Annotated in this window: 15 protein-coding genes; 11 read left to right on the forward strand and 4 right to left on the reverse strand. The window is 50.6% G+C overall.

Annotated features, from left to right (window positions below; genetic code table 11):
* Positions 1 to 19 precede the first annotated feature (19 nt).
* On the forward strand, positions 20 to 709 hold the full coding sequence (locus H9X84_RS09745; RefSeq protein ID WP_205134164.1) for a S8 family serine peptidase: 690 nt from the start codon (positions 20 to 22) through the stop codon (positions 707 to 709).
* A gap of 21 nt (positions 710 to 730) precedes the next feature.
* Complete coding sequence (locus tag H9X84_RS09750) at positions 731 to 1,159, forward strand: hypothetical protein (protein WP_205134165.1); 429 nt, start codon at positions 731 to 733, stop codon at positions 1,157 to 1,159.
* A gap of 99 nt (positions 1,160 to 1,258) precedes the next feature.
* Here H9X84_RS09750 and H9X84_RS09755 read toward each other — a convergent pair whose 3' ends face one another.
* Entirely contained in the window at positions 1,259 to 1,975 is a 717-nt protein-coding gene (locus tag H9X84_RS09755; RefSeq protein ID WP_205134166.1) for a helix-turn-helix domain-containing protein, read from the reverse strand.
* Positions 1,976 to 2,642: 667 nt separating this feature from the next.
* Here H9X84_RS09755 and brnQ point away from each other — a divergent pair.
* The 3 genes from brnQ (at position 2,643) to H9X84_RS09770 (ending at position 4,638) form a co-directional block, all read left to right on the forward strand.
* A complete protein-coding gene (gene brnQ / locus H9X84_RS09760; protein ID WP_205134167.1) occupies positions 2,643 to 3,965 on the forward strand; it encodes a branched-chain amino acid transport system II carrier protein in 1,323 nt (440 codons plus the stop codon).
* A 183-nt stretch (positions 3,966 to 4,148) separates the two neighbouring features.
* On the forward strand, positions 4,149 to 4,442 hold the full coding sequence (locus H9X84_RS09765; protein ID WP_205134168.1) for a hypothetical protein: 294 nt from the start codon (positions 4,149 to 4,151) through the stop codon (positions 4,440 to 4,442).
* Position 4,443: 1 nt separating this feature from the next.
* The gene (locus H9X84_RS09770) at positions 4,444 to 4,638 is read left to right on the forward strand and encodes a helix-turn-helix transcriptional regulator (RefSeq protein ID WP_275552251.1); all 195 of its coding nucleotides are present in this window, start codon (positions 4,444 to 4,446) and stop codon (positions 4,636 to 4,638) included.
* 58 nt (positions 4,639 to 4,696) lie between these two features.
* Here H9X84_RS09770 and alaS read toward each other — a convergent pair whose 3' ends face one another.
* The 3 genes from alaS to rpoN all read right to left on the reverse strand — a co-directional run bounded on the left by alaS (position 4,697) and on the right by rpoN (position 10,719).
* Complete coding sequence (gene alaS / locus H9X84_RS09775; protein ID WP_205134170.1) at positions 4,697 to 7,339, reverse strand: alanine--tRNA ligase; 2,643 nt, start codon at positions 7,337 to 7,339, stop codon at positions 4,697 to 4,699.
* A 482-nt stretch (positions 7,340 to 7,821) separates the two neighbouring features.
* Positions 7,822 to 9,249 carry a PLP-dependent aminotransferase family protein gene (locus H9X84_RS09780; protein WP_205134171.1) on the reverse strand — a complete coding sequence of 476 codons (1,428 nt, stop codon included), beginning with the start codon at positions 9,247 to 9,249 and terminating at the stop codon, positions 7,822 to 7,824.
* Positions 9,250 to 9,270: 21 nt separating this feature from the next.
* On the reverse strand, positions 9,271 to 10,719 hold the full coding sequence (gene rpoN, locus H9X84_RS09785) for an RNA polymerase factor sigma-54 (protein WP_205134172.1): 1,449 nt from the start codon (positions 10,717 to 10,719) through the stop codon (positions 9,271 to 9,273).
* Positions 10,720 to 11,180: 461 nt separating this feature from the next.
* Here rpoN and rsxC point away from each other — a divergent pair, with 461 nt between their 5' ends.
* The 6 genes from rsxC to H9X84_RS09815 are packed head-to-tail and all read left to right on the forward strand — an operon-like array spanning position 11,181 to position 16,246.
* The gene (gene rsxC, locus H9X84_RS09790) at positions 11,181 to 12,572 is read left to right on the forward strand and encodes an electron transport complex subunit RsxC (RefSeq protein WP_205134173.1); all 1,392 of its coding nucleotides are present in this window, start codon (positions 11,181 to 11,183) and stop codon (positions 12,570 to 12,572) included.
* A gap of 19 nt (positions 12,573 to 12,591) precedes the next feature.
* Positions 12,592 to 13,557, forward strand: coding sequence for an RnfABCDGE type electron transport complex subunit D (locus tag H9X84_RS09795; RefSeq protein ID WP_205134174.1), 966 nt, complete (start codon positions 12,592 to 12,594; stop codon positions 13,555 to 13,557).
* A complete protein-coding gene (locus H9X84_RS09800; protein WP_205134175.1) occupies positions 13,554 to 14,093 on the forward strand; it encodes an RnfABCDGE type electron transport complex subunit G in 540 nt (179 codons plus the stop codon). The genes H9X84_RS09795 and H9X84_RS09800 overlap by 4 nt, the downstream gene beginning before the upstream one ends.
* Positions 14,093 to 14,692, forward strand: a complete 600-nt coding sequence (gene rsxE, locus H9X84_RS09805) for an electron transport complex subunit RsxE (protein WP_205134176.1) — start codon at positions 14,093 to 14,095, stop codon at positions 14,690 to 14,692. Before H9X84_RS09800 ends, rsxE begins: the two co-directional genes overlap by 1 nt.
* 14 nt (positions 14,693 to 14,706) lie before the next feature.
* Positions 14,707 to 15,285 carry an electron transport complex subunit RsxA gene (rsxA, locus tag H9X84_RS09810; protein ID WP_205134177.1) on the forward strand — a complete coding sequence of 193 codons (579 nt, stop codon included), beginning with the start codon at positions 14,707 to 14,709 and terminating at the stop codon, positions 15,283 to 15,285.
* A gap of 19 nt (positions 15,286 to 15,304) precedes the next feature.
* Complete coding sequence (locus H9X84_RS09815; protein WP_205134178.1) at positions 15,305 to 16,246, forward strand: RnfABCDGE type electron transport complex subunit B; 942 nt, start codon at positions 15,305 to 15,307, stop codon at positions 16,244 to 16,246.
* The last annotated feature ends 320 nt before the right edge of the window (positions 16,247 to 16,566 follow it).

Below are 16,566 nucleotides of genomic sequence, written 5' to 3' on the forward strand. Positions count from 1 at the left end.
AAAAGCAATATAAACTTCCGTGACCCATGTCACGGGTATCGCCTGCGGCAGCGGCGTCCTTTCCAGGGGCCGTTTCGCCGGGGCGGCGCCGGAAGCCCATATCATCAGTCTGAAAATCCTGGACCGGCTGGGACAGGGCAGCTCCACGGCCGCTTTGATGGCCTTTCGATGGATAATGGACAACGCATCCAAATATAATATAAAGATCATCAATCTGTCAATCGGCACCAATGACCAAAGGATTCATACGCCTCTTCGGGAAGGCGTGGAGCAGCTCTGGGAAAAGGGCTTTGTCGTAGCGGCCGCCGCCGCCAATCCCGACGGCAACAGCAATTTTCAGCCGCCGCCTCTGCTCAGTCCCCGGATCATCACCGTGGGCGCCTGGGAGGACCGGGCCTATTTCCAGAAAAAAAAGAGCCTGCGCTCCGCCCTGACCGCTACCATGCCGGATCTTTGGGCCAAAGGGGAGGAAGTGGTCTCCGTACTTTCTCCGGACTTCGACTTTTCCCTCCAGAACAGAGACCGCGGAAAAATCACAGACGCCCACTATATCCGCATGAGCGGCGCGTCTATGGCGACCCCTGCCGTCAGCGGCATGGCGGCGCTGCTTCTGGAACGCTATCCCACTCTTTCCCCGGATCAGGTAAAGGCCCGTCTTCTGGCCGATGCCCGGGGCGGCCTTTTGACGCCGGAGGTCATGTCCTTCTGACAGCGAAAGGAGTTTTTTCCTATGGAAGAGAATACCGTTGCCCGTCTTACCCGGAATTTACAGAATACGGACACCCTCAGCCGGGAATTCCAGCATCTGCAAAGCGCTCTGCGCCAAATGGTGGAGGAGGATTATCTGCAAAAAATCCGCGCCGCCGCCAGGGAAGAGCAAGCCGTTACTGTGGAGCATCCCTCCCGTGAAATCACACTGCTGCGGGCCCTGTCCGCCTTCGCCGATGACCGCGGCAGACAGCAGCTGGATCAGGCCTGCCGTGGTCTGGTGTTTTTGCAGACCATGACCCGCATCCAGCAGGGCGTACAGCGTTCCGAGGCAGGTCTGCTGGAAACCAGAAGCAGCGGCGGCACCCCTGCCTTTTCGCCTGCCCGAGCCAGCGGACTTTTTATGGGGCTGTCCCTTTTGTCAGAATTTCTTTCGGAACAGCCTCGCTGAAAAAAACCCGTTCCTTTTCTGTCTCTCGGAAAAAGAACGGGTTTCTTCTATAAAAATAATATTCTTTTTTGAGGACAGGCATCCGCAAAAGCCCTTTTCTTACAAATGCTGGCTGACCACAAACATATTCAGCTTGCGGATGGTGCGGATATCCTCCTTGGAAAATTTCAGAACCTCCCGCAGTTCGTCGTTTTCTTCCATAATATCCGGCGAAAGGACGAACTTGAAGGAAATGGGAAACATGGGCTGGGTAGACAAGCCGGAAAACATCCCTACCATACGGCCCGTATGGCTGAAGGAGTTGATGGCATACAAAAATACCCGCTCCATTTTGTTATTCTGGTTCTCAAAATTAAAATTGGTAAAGGCATCATACCGGCGCATCGTACCATGATACAGGTACTTGCACTTATAGCAGTTGGAGTAGTCCTCCAGATCCGCGTAGAAATCGGCGCTGAAAATGCCATTTTCCCCGTGTCCTCTGACATCAATAATATTCTTGACGATTCGCCCCCGCCGACCGTCATAGAAATAAAGATACATCCTCGTTTTGCCATGGCGCTTTCTGGCAATCTCCTGTTTGCCCTCGGCGTCATCATTGGCGTGCTCATAGTCGATCAGCTGTCCCACAGAAATATCCAGCGCGTCCGCGATCGTAAACAGGGTTTCGATATCAATGGCGATATCCCCGTTTTCATATTTGGAAACGGTGGCCTTGCTTTTATTGATAAGCCCCGCGAATACCTCAATGGTCATATTTTTCATTTTTCGGTAAAGCCTGATCCTTTTGCCGACATGAATACTGACTTCACGCATAATCTTTTCACCTTCTGTTCCCTTATGTTTCATAAAATATTCGTTTTTTCCCATTTTCTGGGTAATTATATGTCTATTATAATATAATTCGATACTATTTTATAGTCCCTAAATATATTTTAACAAAATCTTTCTCTTTTATATGCACAATTACGGTAACCAGATGCATATTATGTTTTTCTATGGATACATGGACACTTTTTTCGTTTTAGTGGAATTCCATTTCATTTTTCTCGTTTTTCCAAAAATCCTTCGGCATATTTTTGTCTTCCATTTTTTGTAATTTACCGTCATTTCTTACACAAAAAATCCTCTTTCCGGAGGAAATACTCTGTAATATCTAACATTTTTACTAAAATTGTCTCTAAAAAATCCAATTCCCCCTGTTTTATCTTTTGCTATTTTTGACATTTCGTATAAATATTGATTTTTTTGATTTTGTGATAGTTTTTTTCAATTCTTTTTATTTTACCTCATTTTTTATACCTTTTTTCTACTTAAAAGAAACTTATCCGTATTTTTGTTTCCCGCCAGTGATTCTTCCTGATTTGTCAAGGTTTCCTCTTTCCTGCATAATAGATCTTGTAACAGCTGATGGCGTATTCGGCTGAGAATCGTTTTACTGACAATGAAAAAAGGATTGAACAAAACAGGAGGTTACTGACACATGAACAACAAAGGGATCAAACTTGCGGATATCGCAGTCATCGGTCTGGCGCTGTTCGCAATGTTCTTCGGCGCAGGCAATCTGATCTTCCCCCCTTACCTGGGGACCAACGCAGGCAGTGAATGGCTGACCGGCTTTCTCTGTTTCTTTATCGCTGACGTAGGTCTGGCACTGGTAGCAATTCTGGCTATGATTAAAAAAGGCGACATTTCCATGAACGGCATCACCGGCCGTCTGGGAAAAGCACCTTCCATCGCCATCAACGCCCTGATCGTTCTGTGTATCGGGCCCTTCCTGGCCATCCCTCGTACCGCGGCAACCACATTTGAAATGGGTGTTGCCCCCATCTTCCCCGCGGTAAACAGCTGGATCTTCGGCGCGATCTTCTTCGGTCTGGTACTGCTTCTGACCATCCGCCCCTCCGGTGTTATCGACGTTATCGGTAAATACCTGACCCCCGTACTGGTGCTTTGTCTGCTGGCAACCATCATCATCGGCGTGATCCACCCCATCGGCGACATCGCCGCTGTTTCCAAAGTAGACACAGTAAAAGAAGGCGTTATGGCCGGTTACCAGACCATGGACGTACTGGCTTCCATCGTATTCGTTATCATCGTCATTTCCGCGGCACGGGATAAAGGCTATACTTCCCAGTCCGCTACTATGAAAGTTGTTCTTGGCTCCGCGGCCTTCGCCGCAGTGGCACTGCTGGTGATCTACGGCGGCCTGGCATACCTGGGCGCGACCACATCCGCAGGCGGTTTTGAAAACTATAACCAGACTGGCCTGGTTGTTGCCATCGTACAGGAACTCATCGGCGGCTACGGCGTACTGGTTCTGGCAATCATCGTATTCTTCGCCTGCCTGACCACAGCCATCGGTCTGACTTCTTCCTGCGCATCTTACTTCTCCGAATTGTCCAAAGGAAAAGTATCTTATACAAAGATCGTTATCATCACAACCGTATTCAGCTATGTGGTATCCAACTTTGGTATCTCCACCATCATCAGCATCGCTTCTCCGATTCTGTCTCTGCTGTACCCCGTAGTACTGGTAATGATCGTGTTGACATACTTCGACAAGAAGATTCAGAACAACAACATCTATATCTTCGCCGCTGCCGCTGCGCTGATCGTCAGCGCTCTGGACATCCTCTGCGGCTATGGCCTGCCCTTCGGCTTCATCAAGGCCCTGCCTCTGAGCGAGCTGCAGTTCAGCTGGGTAATCCCCGCTGTAATCGGCGGTATCATCGGCAAGTTCGTACCTTACCGGGAAAAGAGCTTCTCCCTGCGTAAGCTGGAACTGGACGGCGACGCGGAATAAAAAACAGCATATCCATCAGAAAACACACGCCGGAATCCCTGCAAAAAGGATTCCGGCGTTTTTTATTGGACGCTTCCTCTGTATCGCCTTCCAAAATGTAAAAACTTCTTGACATTTCAGAAACACTATATTATCTTAAAGATGTAAAGAGTTTTTGACATTTTTTAGAAAGGAGCTGTCTTTATGGAAAATCTGCATATCCTGATTCCCTTTGTTCTGTTTCTGATTCTTCTGATCCTGTTGGATGGTTCCATGATCCTGTCTTTGCTGAAACAGGGCGATGAGCGGCGGCAGCTCATGGTATGGAAAGCCAGCACCTTCACCCTGCTGGTTCTGACCCTGACCTTTATTTGTGATATCGTCAGAAGCATCCTGCACGCGGAGCCCATGACCATCAATCCTTTTGTCAAACTCAGCACCACAGCGATCATGTACACAATCTCTCTTCTCTATTTCAAAAAACAGTATGGTGATTGATATGAAAAACAGTATTCGGGAAAAACGAAAGGAACTGGGACTCTCCCAGGAAGAACTGGCGAAAAAATGCGGGGTCTCCCGCCAGACCATCAACGCCATTGAAAACAATAAATACGACCCCACGCTGGCCCTGGCCTTCCATCTGGCCAGAGAACTGGGGCTGACGGTGGACCAGCTGTTCCAGCCGGAGGCATAAAAAACAGGCCGGAGCCCGTTCCTTTGGGCTCCGGCCTTTCTTACGCCGAAAACAGTTTTTATTTTACCTGTTCCGCAATAATTTCTTTCGCTTTTTCCAGCGCTTCCGCCATCTTAGAGGCATCCTTGCCGCCGGCCTGTGCCATATTGGGACGGCCGCCGCCGCCACCGCCGCAGACAGCCGCTGCCGCTTTGATGATATTGCCGGCATGGATTCCCTGTTTTACCACGTCGTCTGTGGCCATGGCCATCAGGTTGACCTTGCCGTCCTTGCCGCTGACCAGAACGATAACACCGCTGCCCAGCTTCTGTTTCAGCTGATCGCCCAGGGTACGCAGTGCGTTGCCGTCGGCATCCTTTACTTCCGCCGCCAGTACAGCCACACCATTGATTTCTGTCTTAGCGCTCAGAATTTCATCCGCAGCGCCGCCAGCCATTTTCGCTTTCAGTTTTTCCAGTTCTTTGGCTGTTTCCTTCTGCTCTGCCAGCAGCTGTTCCACACGGGCCAGCAGTTTATCCGGTGTGGTCTTTACCATATGGCAGATTTCTTTGATCTCTTCTTCCTGCGCCTGATAATGCTTCAGAGCTTCTTTGCCTGTCAGGGCCTCGATTCTTCTGACGCCGGCCGCTACGCCATTTTCAGACAGGATCTTGAAGGAGCCAACCTGTGCCGTATTATGCAGATGCGCGCCGCCGCACAGCTCGATGCTGTAACCGCCCATATCTACCACACGGACCACATCGCCGTATTTCTCGCCAAAGAGTGCCATCGCGCCCATATTTCTCGCTTCGTCAATGGACATTTCCTCGGTGTGTACCTGATAGCTTGCGAAAATAGCGTCATTGACCAGACGTTCTACTTCCTTGATCTCCTCCGGTGTCATCGCCGTAAAATGCGTAAAGTCGAAACGCAGTCTGTCCGCGCTGACATAGGAGCCTGCCTGTTCTACATGGGTGCCCAGTACGGTACGCAGCGCCTTATGCAGCAGGTGTGTCGCGCTGTGGTTCCGGGAAGAAGCCATACGCAGTTCCACATTGATGCTTGCGCAGGCTGTTTCGCCTACCTGTATCGTGCCTTCCTTCACTTCGCCCAGATGCGCGAATTTGCCGCCGACAACCTTCACACAGTCGCTGACTTCCACTACACCGGTCTCTGTCTTGATGACGCCCTTGTCACCTACCTGACCGCCGCTTTCCGCATAGAAAGGCGTTCTGTCCAGGAATACGGCTACGCTGTCACCAGCCTGCGCCATTTCTGTGATCTCGTCATTGGCTACCAGCGCCACTACCTTGGCATTGGCCACATCATAGGTATCGTATCCCGCGAAAGCAGTCTCCAGATCTACGGGCAATTCGTTGTATACGGTTTCCGCCGCGCCCATATAGTTGGATTTCGCTCTGGCGGAACGTGCTCTTTCCTTCTGCGCCTTCATTTCTTCAGCGAAAGCGTCCTCGTCGATTTCCATGCCTTCTTCCGCCAGGATCTCTTTTGTCAGATCCACAGGGAAGCCATAGGTATCATACAGACGGAAGGATTTTTCACCGGACATGACTTTTTCGCCGGCTGCTTTCATTTCCTCCATATCCGCCTTCAGAATTTCCATACCTTTGTCGATGGTTTTATAGAAGCTGTTTTCCTCAATAGAAAGGATCTTGAAGATATACTGCTGTTTATCCACCAGTTCGGGATAAGCCTCGCCGCTGCATGCGATTACGGATTTAGACAGCTCCGCCAAAAATTCCCCTTCAATGCCCAGCAGCTTGCCATGGCGGGCCGCACGGCGCAGCAGACGGCGCAGCACATAGCCGCGGCCTTCATTGGAAGGCAGTACACCGTCGGCAGTCATCATGGTCACGGAACGGATATGGTCTGTGATGACACGAACGGAAACGTCTGTCTTATGATCCTTGCCGTATTCCACGCCAGCCTTGGTGCAGACAGCGTCACGGATGGATTTTACGGTATCTACGTCGAAAATGGAATCTACGCCCTGCATGATGGTTGCCATACGTTCCAGCCCCATGCCGGTATCTACGTTTTTCATAGCCAGCTCTGTATACGTGCCGTCTTCCTCAGCGTTGAACTGGGTCAATACCAGATTCCAGAATTCCATATATCTGTCGCAGTCGCAGCCTACGCCGCAGTCAGGGCTGCCGCAGCCGTATTCGGGACCTCTGTCATAGTAGATCTCCGTACAGGGGCCGCAGGGGCCTGTGCCGTGTTCCCAGAAGTTGTCTTCCTTGCCCAGTTTCTTGATCCGATCCCAGGGCAGACCTACTACATCATGCCAGATGTTGCCAGTCTCGTCGTCATCTTCATAGATGGTCACATAGAGCTTGTCCTCAGGAATCTCCAGTACTTTTGTAACGAATTCCCAGCTCCAGGGCACGATCTCGTTCTTGAAGTAATCGCCGAAGGAGAAGTCCCCCAGCATTTCGAAGAATGTGCCGTGGCGGGCTGTCTTGCCTACGTTTTCAATATCGCCGGTACGGATACATTTCTGGCAGGTCGTCACCCGTTTTCTGGGGGGGATCTCCTGACCGGTAAAGTATGCCTTCATGGGCGCCATACCGGAGTTAATCAGCAGCAGGCTGTTGTCGTTATGGGGCACCAGGGAAAAACTGGGCAGACGCAGATGGTCCTTGCTCTCAAAAAATCTCAAAAATTCTTCTCTGATTTCGTTTACACCTAAATATTTCATCGCTTACCTCCTTGAAAGTTTTTTCTTTTGCCGCAGGCGGAAACACCAATAAAAAAGCCCCTGACTTCATAGTCAGGGACGAATTCACCGTGGTACCACCCTTGTTACGCCGTCTTTGGCGTCACTCAAAGCCCTTAACGCGGGCACACGCTCTGGCATACTTGGGTTTTTTCCGCCAAAGGGCTGTGGCTTTCGCCCGAAAAGACTGCTTCGACAGTGTGCTGCGGAAGGTCTCTCACCTTTGACCCTCTCTCTGAAACGTCCACCAGCTGCCTACTCCTTCTTTTCCCGGCCTGTTTTCTGAGAAATAAAAATACAATTTGATTATAGACAGCCCTCGTGACTTTGTCAAGAAAAACCGCTGTATTTCAGCGAAAATCACCTGCGAAGCTCCTCCCCCATAAAAGAGACGCTCCTCTTTCCCCGTCATACACCCGCCGCAGACAGAACCGCCTGCGCCATGCCGGATGGCACGGGTCTTTTTATGGTCTCATTTCTTCCAGCACATCTCCCAGACGCTTCATGCCCACCTCGATTTTATCATCGGAAAGCCCTGCGAAACTCAGTCGGATATGGCTGCTGCCTTCCTGTCCCAGAGAAAACTGGCTGCCCGGGGAAACCAGAACGTTTTTTTCCAGTGCCCGGTTACAGAACACCTCCGCATCCACCCCGTCCGGCAAACGCACCCAAAGGCTGACACCGCCCTCCGGCAGTGCGAAAGAAGCCCCCTTGGGCGTAAGATATTTTTTCGCCATGGAAACCGCTTTCCGGTATTTGCCGCTGCCATACTGGCGTACCTGCTTGCCGTGCAGTTCCCATCCATTGATCCGCAGATATTCCTCCAGCGCCTTCTGGATAAAGCCGGAGGTGGAAATATCCGTCGTATATTTTGCTTCCTGTACCGCCATGCGGATCTTTTTGGGCAGAACCATCAGCCCCATCCGCAGCCCGGGCATCAGGATCTTCGAAAAGCTCTTGATATATACCACTCTGTTTTTGTAATCCAGCGCCTTTAAGGGCAGAGGATGCTCCTTTCCATAATGGAAATCATAGAAATCATCCTCTTCTATAATATAGGTATCATATTTTTCCGCCAGTTCCAAAAGCCGCCGTTTCTTTTCCATAGAATAGGAAATGCCCGTAGGCGTCTGGAAATAAGCCATCATATAAATAAAACGGGGATGATACAGCTTGAGATAATCCTCCAGAGCCGTCATCGCCATACCGTCCGTCTCCATGGGAATCTCGATCAGCTTCGTCCCTCTGGACAAAAACGCCCCGGCGGCTCCGTAAAAAGTAGGTTTTTCCACAAAAACCACATCTCCATACCGCAGCACCGCCTTAGACATAATATCAATCCCCTGCTGGGCGCCGGAAATTACCTGAATGGCGTCCTCCTCCGTATGGATGCCAAAGGAGGCCAGATATCTGCACAGCTCCTGCCGCAGGGGAAAATATCCCATGCTGTCCGTATAACGAAAGGCCCCGCCCTTTTCCCGTTCCAGCACCGCGTCAAAGGCCTTTTTGAAGGCATCCACGGGAAACAGCTCATTGGGCAGGGAGGTCAGGGTAAAATTGATGGCGTTCTCCATGGCGGGGGTCCTTTCAAACAGGGCCATGTTTTTTCTGGCAATGGGTGCGGGAACCTGCTCCACCGGCAAGGGGGAGATATAGGTGCCGCTGCCCACCCGGGAATACACCATTCTTTTCTGCTCCAGATATTTATAGGCCGCCACAATGGTAACGGAATTCACGCCAAAATGGGACGCCATCTTCCGTATGGGCGGCAGCTTGCTGTCAGCGGGCAGGCTCCCATCGGCGATCAAACCAGCCAGTGCCTCCGCCAGCTGCTGATAAAGGGGCACCGAGGAGGCCTGCTCCAAAGTAATCCCGCGTATTTTCTCATCCATCCGTTCTCTTCTCCTTTGAGCCTAAAACTCTTTTCTTCCCGCCGCGCCGGGAATCCCCATGGCCTCTCTGTACTTGGCCACCGTCCGCCGGGAAATGGAAAATCCCTCTTCCGCCAGCCGTTCCGCCAGCTCCCGGTCGCTGAGAGGCTTCTTTTTCTCCTCTTGGGCAATCAGTTCCGCCAAACGGCCGCGAACATCCTCCGCGGATACTTCGCCGCCGTTTTCTCCCATGGATTTTACAAAGAAATCCGCCAACAGAAACACGCCCTGATCGCATTGGAGATATTTCTCCTTGACGGCCCGACTCACCGTAGACTCATGGACCTGCATCTGTTTTGCGATATCCACCATCCGCAAGGGCTTCAGCCGTCGGCCCGGCTGCAGGAAAAAGTCTTTCTGGGCCTCCACAATAAGTCTGGCCGTCTCCAGCAGAGTGCTTTCCCGGCGGTTGACGCACTGCACGGCCCATTCCGCCTGCCGCAGTTTCTGGAGGATATACTCTCTCGTTTCTCCCGATGGCTCCTCCCGCAGCATCTTCTGATATGCCGCGTTGATATATAATCTGGGCGCCACGGCGTTATTGACGCTGACCAGCAGTTCTCCGTCCCTGCGCTCCACCAGAACGTCGGGCACCACATACTCCACCGGTCCGCCGCCGGAAAATCCGCTGCCCGGCTTGGGCTGGCAGTCCCGGATTTCCCGCAGGGCCGCCGTCAGCTCCTCCATGGTAATCCGCAGCTTTTTGGCCACATGGCTCAGGCGGTTTTTGGCGATTTCCTCCAGATAATCCCGCACCATCCGCTGTGCCGTTTCAGAAGCGCCCTTCTGTTCCAGCTGGATCAGCAGACATTCCCGCAGATCTCTGGCGCCTACACCGGGCGGGTCCAGCGCCTGCAAAGCCCGCAGTGCCTCCTCCGCCTGTGCTTTGGATACCCCGTACTTTGCCACAGCCGCCTCCAGGGCGCCGCTTTCCAGATATCCGCTTTCCTCGGTGCTCTCCGCCAGAAAGATCATCAGTCCCTTTCGTTTTTTCTCCATAGGCAGAATATGAATCTGGAACAGGAGATATTCCCGCAGGCTCTGGGTCTCTTTTTTCCCATAGCGCAGATCCTCCCGTTCCTTTTCATTATCCGCCTCCGTCTGGTAATAGCTTCTGTTCTGTTCGTCAGACTCCTGAAGCCACTCCAGCCGCTGGAGCATCCGCTCTTCCCGGAAAGACGCCTCCTGCTCCTTTTCCTCCATGGTCCAGTCCAGCAGGGGGTTTTCCTCGGAAATCTCCCGGATATATTCCGAAAGCGTCATGGTATTCATTTGCAGAATCTCCACGGACTGCTGCATCCGTTGGGAAAGAATCTGCTTTTGCTGTAATTGTAAAGACAGATCCATATCCGCGGCGGAACCCGCCCCAAAGAGCGCCGCCTTCCCTCCTTCCTGCTGTTTCTTCCTTAATAATATCTCGTCCTTTTCCATAGACTCCCCTTATGATTTCAGAGAGACTCATTGATTTTATTTTAACACAAGCCGTTCTTTCCAGCAAGTTTTATGCCATACTTTCCCTGCCGGGGCGCCCCTTTGCCGTTTACAGATTATGGCAGGAAAAGATGCTTTACTTTTTTGCATAATCAGTGTAAACTAAGGAAAAGAAAAGAACATTTCGCATACAAACTAAATGGGAATGCTTGGTTTTACAGGGAGTTTCTTCCTCCCATTCTGAAACCGTCTTTTTTAAAAAAGAATGCATATTTGGCGTAAAAAAACGTGTCTTCTCGATTTTTTTGCAAAAAAATATTGTTAATTTTTCTTTTTTGTATTAAAATATTGCTGTTATAAATAGCTATATTTTTATAAAGCATAACCAAACCAAGCGTTTCCAGCCAAATGCTTGTCTTTTGTGCTGTAAACGCAAAAATCACTTGACAGAGGGGGATATTATGCAAGCTTTAACGTTCAAACGTGGAGTTCACCCGCCTGATGGGAAAGCGCTTTCCGCAGAAAAGCCCATTCAGGTGATACTCCCAAAGGAAAACTCTGAGTTGTTCTACCCCATGAGCCAGCACATCGGCGCTCCCTGTGAGCCCCTGGTAGCGGTTGGCGACCATGTAAAAGTAGGACAGAAGATCGCTGAGTCACCCGCATTCATGTCTTCTCCCATCTTTGCCAGCGTATCCGGCGAAGTTGTGGATATCAGACCTATGCTGGTTCCCGGCGGCGCAACCGTAAAATCCATCGTTGTCAAAAACGACGGCAAGATGGAAGAGATCGAAGGCCTGAACCAGGGCAGAGATTACACCACCATGTCCAACGAAGAAATCCTGGCAGCTATCAAAGACGCCGGCGTTGTTGGTCTGGGCGGCGCTGGGTTCCCTACCCATGTAAAACTCAACCCTCCTAAGGACACACCTATCGATCACATCCTCATCAACGCGGCAGAATGTGAGCCTTACCTCACCTGCGACTACCGTCTGATGCTGGAAGAACCCGAACGGATTGTCAAAGGCTTACAGATTATGCTGAAACTGCACCCCGGTGCAAAAGGCGTCATCGGTATCGAGATGAACAAGCCCAAGGCCATTGAGTCTATGACCAAAGCCTGCGAAGGCATCGACAACATCTCCGTACAGCCTCTGGTAACAAAATTCCCTCAGGGCTCTGAAAAACACCTGATCTATGCCATCACAAAGAGAGAAGTAAAATCCGGTGCTCTGCCCGCAAGCGCAGGCTGCATCGTAGACAACGTGGACACCGTAGTTGCCATTGAAAGAGCCATCTGCAAAGGCAGACCTCTGATGAGAAGAATCGTTACCGTATCCGGCAACGGCATCAAAAACCCCGGCAACTACAAGATCAGAATCGGTATGACACTGAGAGATCTGGTAGACGCCATCGGCGGCTTCAACGAGGAGAACCCTCCCGTAAAACTCATCGCCGGCGGTCCTATGATGGGTCCTACTTTGTATACACTGGATGTTGCATCCGTAAAAACAACTTCTGGTCTTCTGTGCTTTACAAAAGAAGAAGCATTCATTCCCGAAGAAAGAAACTGTATCCGCTGCGGTAAGTGCGTAGACCACTGTCCTATGGGTCTGATGCCTTTCATGCTGAACGCTCTGGCGCTCAAAGGCGATGGCGAAGGTTTCGTAAAACACCATGGTCTGGATTGTATCGAATGCGGTTCCTGTTCTTATGAATGTCCCGCAAAACGTCAGCTGGCACAGTCCATCCGTGCAACAAAGAAAATCGAAGCAGGCAAAAAGGCTGCTGCCGCTGCTGCTGCAAGAGCGAAAGCGGAAGCAGAAGCAAAGGCGAAAGCCGAAAAGAACTAAAGAAGGGGGAGAATAGAGAATGTCTAATTTTGTAGTATCCGGTACCCCTCATGTGCGTTCTAAAGAATCTATTCAGAGCATCATGCGTGACGTTATCATCGCTCTGATTCCCGCAACAGCGGTGGGTATCTATTATTTCGGTATTCCTGCACTGATTACCATTGTAGTGGCTATCGTATCCAGTGTATTTTTTGAATGGCTGTACCAGAAGGCAATGAAAAAGCCCGTAACCGTAAGCGATTTATCCGCAGTTGTTACTGGTCTGCTTTTAGCAATGAACCTGCCCGCAAGCGCACCCATTTGGGTTCCCATTGTTGGTAGTGCATTCGCAATCATCTTTGCAAAACAGCTCTTTGGCGGTCTGGGTCAGAACTTCATCAACCCTGCGCTGGCTGGCAGAGCATTCCTGGTAGCTTCTTATCCTACGGAAATGACAGCATGGACAGCACCCGTTGGTTTCAGCGGCGCTGACGCAGTTGCAGTAGCTACACCTTTGGCTACACTCAAAGGCGGCGCTATGCCCGATGCATCTCTTTTGGATGTAGTTGTCGGCAACATCGGCGGCTGTATCGGTGAAACTTGTGCTATCGCACTGATTGCCGGCGGTATCTATCTGATCGTAAAACACGTTATCAGCTGGAAGATCCCCGTAATCTACATCGCAACAGTATTTATCCTCACAGCAGCAATCGGCAGAAAAGGTCTGCGTGTGCCTGTTTACGAGCTGTTCACCGGCGGTTTGATGCTGGGCGCATTCTTCATGGCAACAGACTACGCATCTTCTCCCGTTACACCTAAGGGACAGGTAATCTTTGCCATCGGCTGTGGTTTGATTACAACACTGATCAGAATTTTCGGCGGTTACCCCGAAGGCGTATCCTACTCTATTCTGATTATGAACCTGGCAGTACCTCTGATCGAAAGATTCACAGAGCCTAAGATCTTCGGTGCTCTGCCTAAAGTAAAGGAGGCGAAGAAAGCATGAACACAAAAGAAGTTGTAAAACCGGCAGTTGTGCTTCTGCTCATTTCCGCAGTTGCTGCGGCTTGCCTCGGCGCGGTTTCCGAGATTACAAAGGAACCCATCGCCATCCAGAACCAGAAGACACTGAATGCATCCATGCAGGCGGTTATGCCTGAGGCGTCCAGCTTTGAAGAAATGACAGACGCAGAACTGACAGGCACAATCACTGCTGTATACCAGTCCGATAACGGCGGTTATGTTATCACAACAGCACCCAGCGGCTTTGGCGGCGCTGTCAACACTATGGTTGGTATTGACGCAGACGGCGTCATCACAGGTCTTCGTGTAACAGGTCACTCTGAAACACCTGGTCTGGGCGCAAAATCCACAGAACCCGATTTCTATGAACAGTTTACTGGCAAATCCGGTTCCGTAGCAGTTACAAAAGATGGCGGCGAAATCGTTCCCATCACAAGTTCCACCATTACTTCCAGAGCCGTATGCTCCGGCGCACAGGAAGCTTTGGACTGGGTCGCAGCGAACGGAGGTGCTAACTAATGGCTAACCCGCTTAAAATCCTGAAAAACGGTATTATCAACGAAAACCCTACCTTTATCCAGGTTATCGGTATGTGTCCTACACTGGCTGTTACCAGCTCCGCCATCAACGGTATTGGTATGGGTCTGTCCACAGCAGCGGTTCTGATCTTCGCGAACCTGTTCGTATCCCTGCTGAGAAAAGTTATCCCCGATACAGTAAGAATCCCTTGCTTTATTGTTGTAATCGCAACATTCGTAACCATCGTACAGTTCCTGCTGCAGGCATACCTGCCCGCGCTGAACGCGTCTCTGGGTCTTTATATCCCTCTGATCGTAGTTAACTGTATCATTCTGGCCAGAGCAGAAGCCTTCGCTTCCAAAAATGGCCCCATCGCTTCCATCTTCGATGGTCTGGGCATGGGCCTTGGCTTTACCGTCGCTCTTGCAGTCATTGGTCTGGTTCGTGAATTCATCGGTTCCGGTACTCTGTTCGATATCACAGTACTGCCCGACGCATTCCCCAGAACACTGCTGTTCGTAATGGCTCCCGGCGCGTTCTTCACACTGGGCTGCCTGATGGCCGCTCTGAACCACTTCAGAAACAAGAAAAAAGCATAAGGAGGGGAAAATAGATGTATCTGATTTTATTGATCTTGGCCGGGATCTTCGTAAATAACTACGTATTGTCCCAGTTCTTAGGTATCTGCCCCTTCCTCGGCGTTTCCAAAAAAGTGGATACTGCTGCCGGCATGGGCGTTGCCGTAATCTTCGTTATGTCCCTGGCATCCGCTGTTGCATACCTGGTATACAACCTGATCCTGGTGCCTCTGGGTATTGACTATCTGTACAACATTGCCTTTATTCTGGTTATCGCATCCCTGGTACAGTTCGTAGAAATGTTCCTGAAAAAAGCGGCTCCCGCTTTGTATCAGGCACTGGGCGTATTCCTGCCCCTGATTACCACAAACTGTGCCGTACTGGGTGTTGCCGTACTGAATATGCAGAAAGGCTACAACTTTATCGAATCCGTACTGAATGGCTTCGGCGGTGCCTGCGGCTTCGCGCTGGCTATCGTACTGTTTGCCGGTATCCGTGAAAGAATCGCGGACAACGACACACCGAAGGCATTCGACGGTTTCCCCATGGCATTGATCACAGCCGGTCTGATGTCCATCGCTTTCCTGGGCTTCTCCGGTCTGATCAAACTGTAATACAAGGAGTGTGACAAAAATGGACATTATGAATATCGTAAACCCGATCCTTAGTATCGGTGGCCTTGGTGTTGTTTTTGGTGCATGCCTTGGCATTGCCAGCGAGGTCTTCAAAGTTGACGAAGATCCCCGTATCGGCGAAGTACTGGAAGTTCTGCCCGGCGCAAACTGCGGCGGCTGCGGCTTCCCTGGCTGCGGCGGCTGCGCATCCGCAATCGTTGCCGGCACAGCTCCTGTAAACGCCTGCCCCGTTGGCGGCGCTGCAGTAGCTGAAAAAGTAGGTGCCATCATGGGTATTGAGGCTTCCGCTTCCGAACCTATGGCTGCATTCGTAAAATGCGGCGGCACCTGCGAAACAGCAAAAGAAAAATACGATTACTTCGGTATCGACGACTGCAACATGGCTGTTCAGCTGGCAGGCGCAGGCGCTAAGAGCTGCGCATACGGCTGTCTGGGTCTGGGCAGCTGTAAAAAGGCTTGTGCCTTCGGCGCCATCGAAATCGTAGACGGCATCGCTGTCATTGATAAAGAGAAATGTGTTGCCTGCGGCAAATGCGTATCCGCTTGCCCGAAACACATCATCGAACTGCTGCCCGCAAAGAAGAAAGTTAAAGTACAGTGTTCTTCCAAAGACATGGGCAAAAACGTAATGCAGGTATGTTCTTCCGGATGTATCGCATGTAAGATCTGCGAAAAGAATTGTCCTTTCGACGCAATCCACGTTATCGACAATCTGGCAGTCATCGACTATGATAAATGTAAATCCTGCGGCATCTGTGCAAACAAATGTCCTAAGGGCGTTATCACAGGCAAGAGACCTGCCGCTCCCGCAGCAGAAGCAAAACCTGCCGCAGCAGCACCCGCTGCTCCCAAGGCAGAAGCTGCTCCCGCCGCTGAGGCTCCTAAGGCCGAAGCACCCGCTGCAGAAGCACCGAAAGCAGAAGAAAAACCCGCTGAATAATTCGCGGAAGATAAAAGGAGTCGGTTTAGGGGCATCTTCATAAGAAAACAAAGATTGCCGGAATCCTTGCAGCAAAGAGGATTCCGGCAATTCAATTTTGATTGGAATCGTTTTCTTATGAAGACAGCCATTGCAGTTCCCCTTAAGAAATCAAGGAATAAGAAAATCGTTGTTTTCTTAAGGGGAGACTGCTTTTCCGACTCCTTTTTTATTCCCTTGAATTGTCAAGTTAAATGCAACACCTCTGAATAATAAATCTCATAAGGCGTTCTATACCTTAAACATTTTCTGGGACGTTTGTTCATTTCATCCACTTTGCT

It is taken from the genome of Anaerotignum lactatifermentans, assembly GCF_016902535.1.
GTDB classification, from domain to species: domain Bacteria; phylum Bacillota; class Clostridia; order Lachnospirales; family Anaerotignaceae; genus Anaerotignum; species Anaerotignum lactatifermentans_A.

Coding starts and splice junctions, on each gene's coding strand:
- rpoN (WP_205134172.1), bottom strand. CDS start 10,719: ATGGAAAAGGACGAGATATTATTAAGGAAGAAACAGCAGGAAGGAGGG.
- H9X84_RS09795 (WP_205134174.1), top strand. CDS start 12,592: ATGTCTAATTTTGTAGTATCCGGTACCCCTCATGTGCGTTCTAAAGAA.
- H9X84_RS09750 (WP_205134165.1), top strand. CDS start 731: ATGGAAGAGAATACCGTTGCCCGTCTTACCCGGAATTTACAGAATACG.
- H9X84_RS09800 (WP_205134175.1), top strand. CDS start 13,554: ATGAACACAAAAGAAGTTGTAAAACCGGCAGTTGTGCTTCTGCTCATT.
- H9X84_RS09770 (WP_275552251.1), top strand. CDS start 4,444: ATGAAAAACAGTATTCGGGAAAAACGAAAGGAACTGGGACTCTCCCAG.
- H9X84_RS09780 (WP_205134171.1), bottom strand. CDS start 9,249: ATGGATGAGAAAATACGCGGGATTACTTTGGAGCAGGCCTCCTCGGTG.
- rsxA (WP_205134177.1), top strand. CDS start 14,707: ATGTATCTGATTTTATTGATCTTGGCCGGGATCTTCGTAAATAACTAC.
- H9X84_RS09765 (WP_205134168.1), top strand. CDS start 4,149: ATGGAAAATCTGCATATCCTGATTCCCTTTGTTCTGTTTCTGATTCTT.
- H9X84_RS09755 (WP_205134166.1), bottom strand. CDS start 1,975: ATGCGTGAAGTCAGTATTCATGTCGGCAAAAGGATCAGGCTTTACCGA.
- H9X84_RS09815 (WP_205134178.1), top strand. CDS start 15,305: ATGGACATTATGAATATCGTAAACCCGATCCTTAGTATCGGTGGCCTT.
- rsxC (WP_205134173.1), top strand. CDS start 11,181: ATGCAAGCTTTAACGTTCAAACGTGGAGTTCACCCGCCTGATGGGAAA.
- rsxE (WP_205134176.1), top strand. CDS start 14,093: ATGGCTAACCCGCTTAAAATCCTGAAAAACGGTATTATCAACGAAAAC.
- brnQ (WP_205134167.1), top strand. CDS start 2,643: ATGAACAACAAAGGGATCAAACTTGCGGATATCGCAGTCATCGGTCTG.
- alaS (WP_205134170.1), bottom strand. CDS start 7,339: ATGAAATATTTAGGTGTAAACGAAATCAGAGAAGAATTTTTGAGATTT.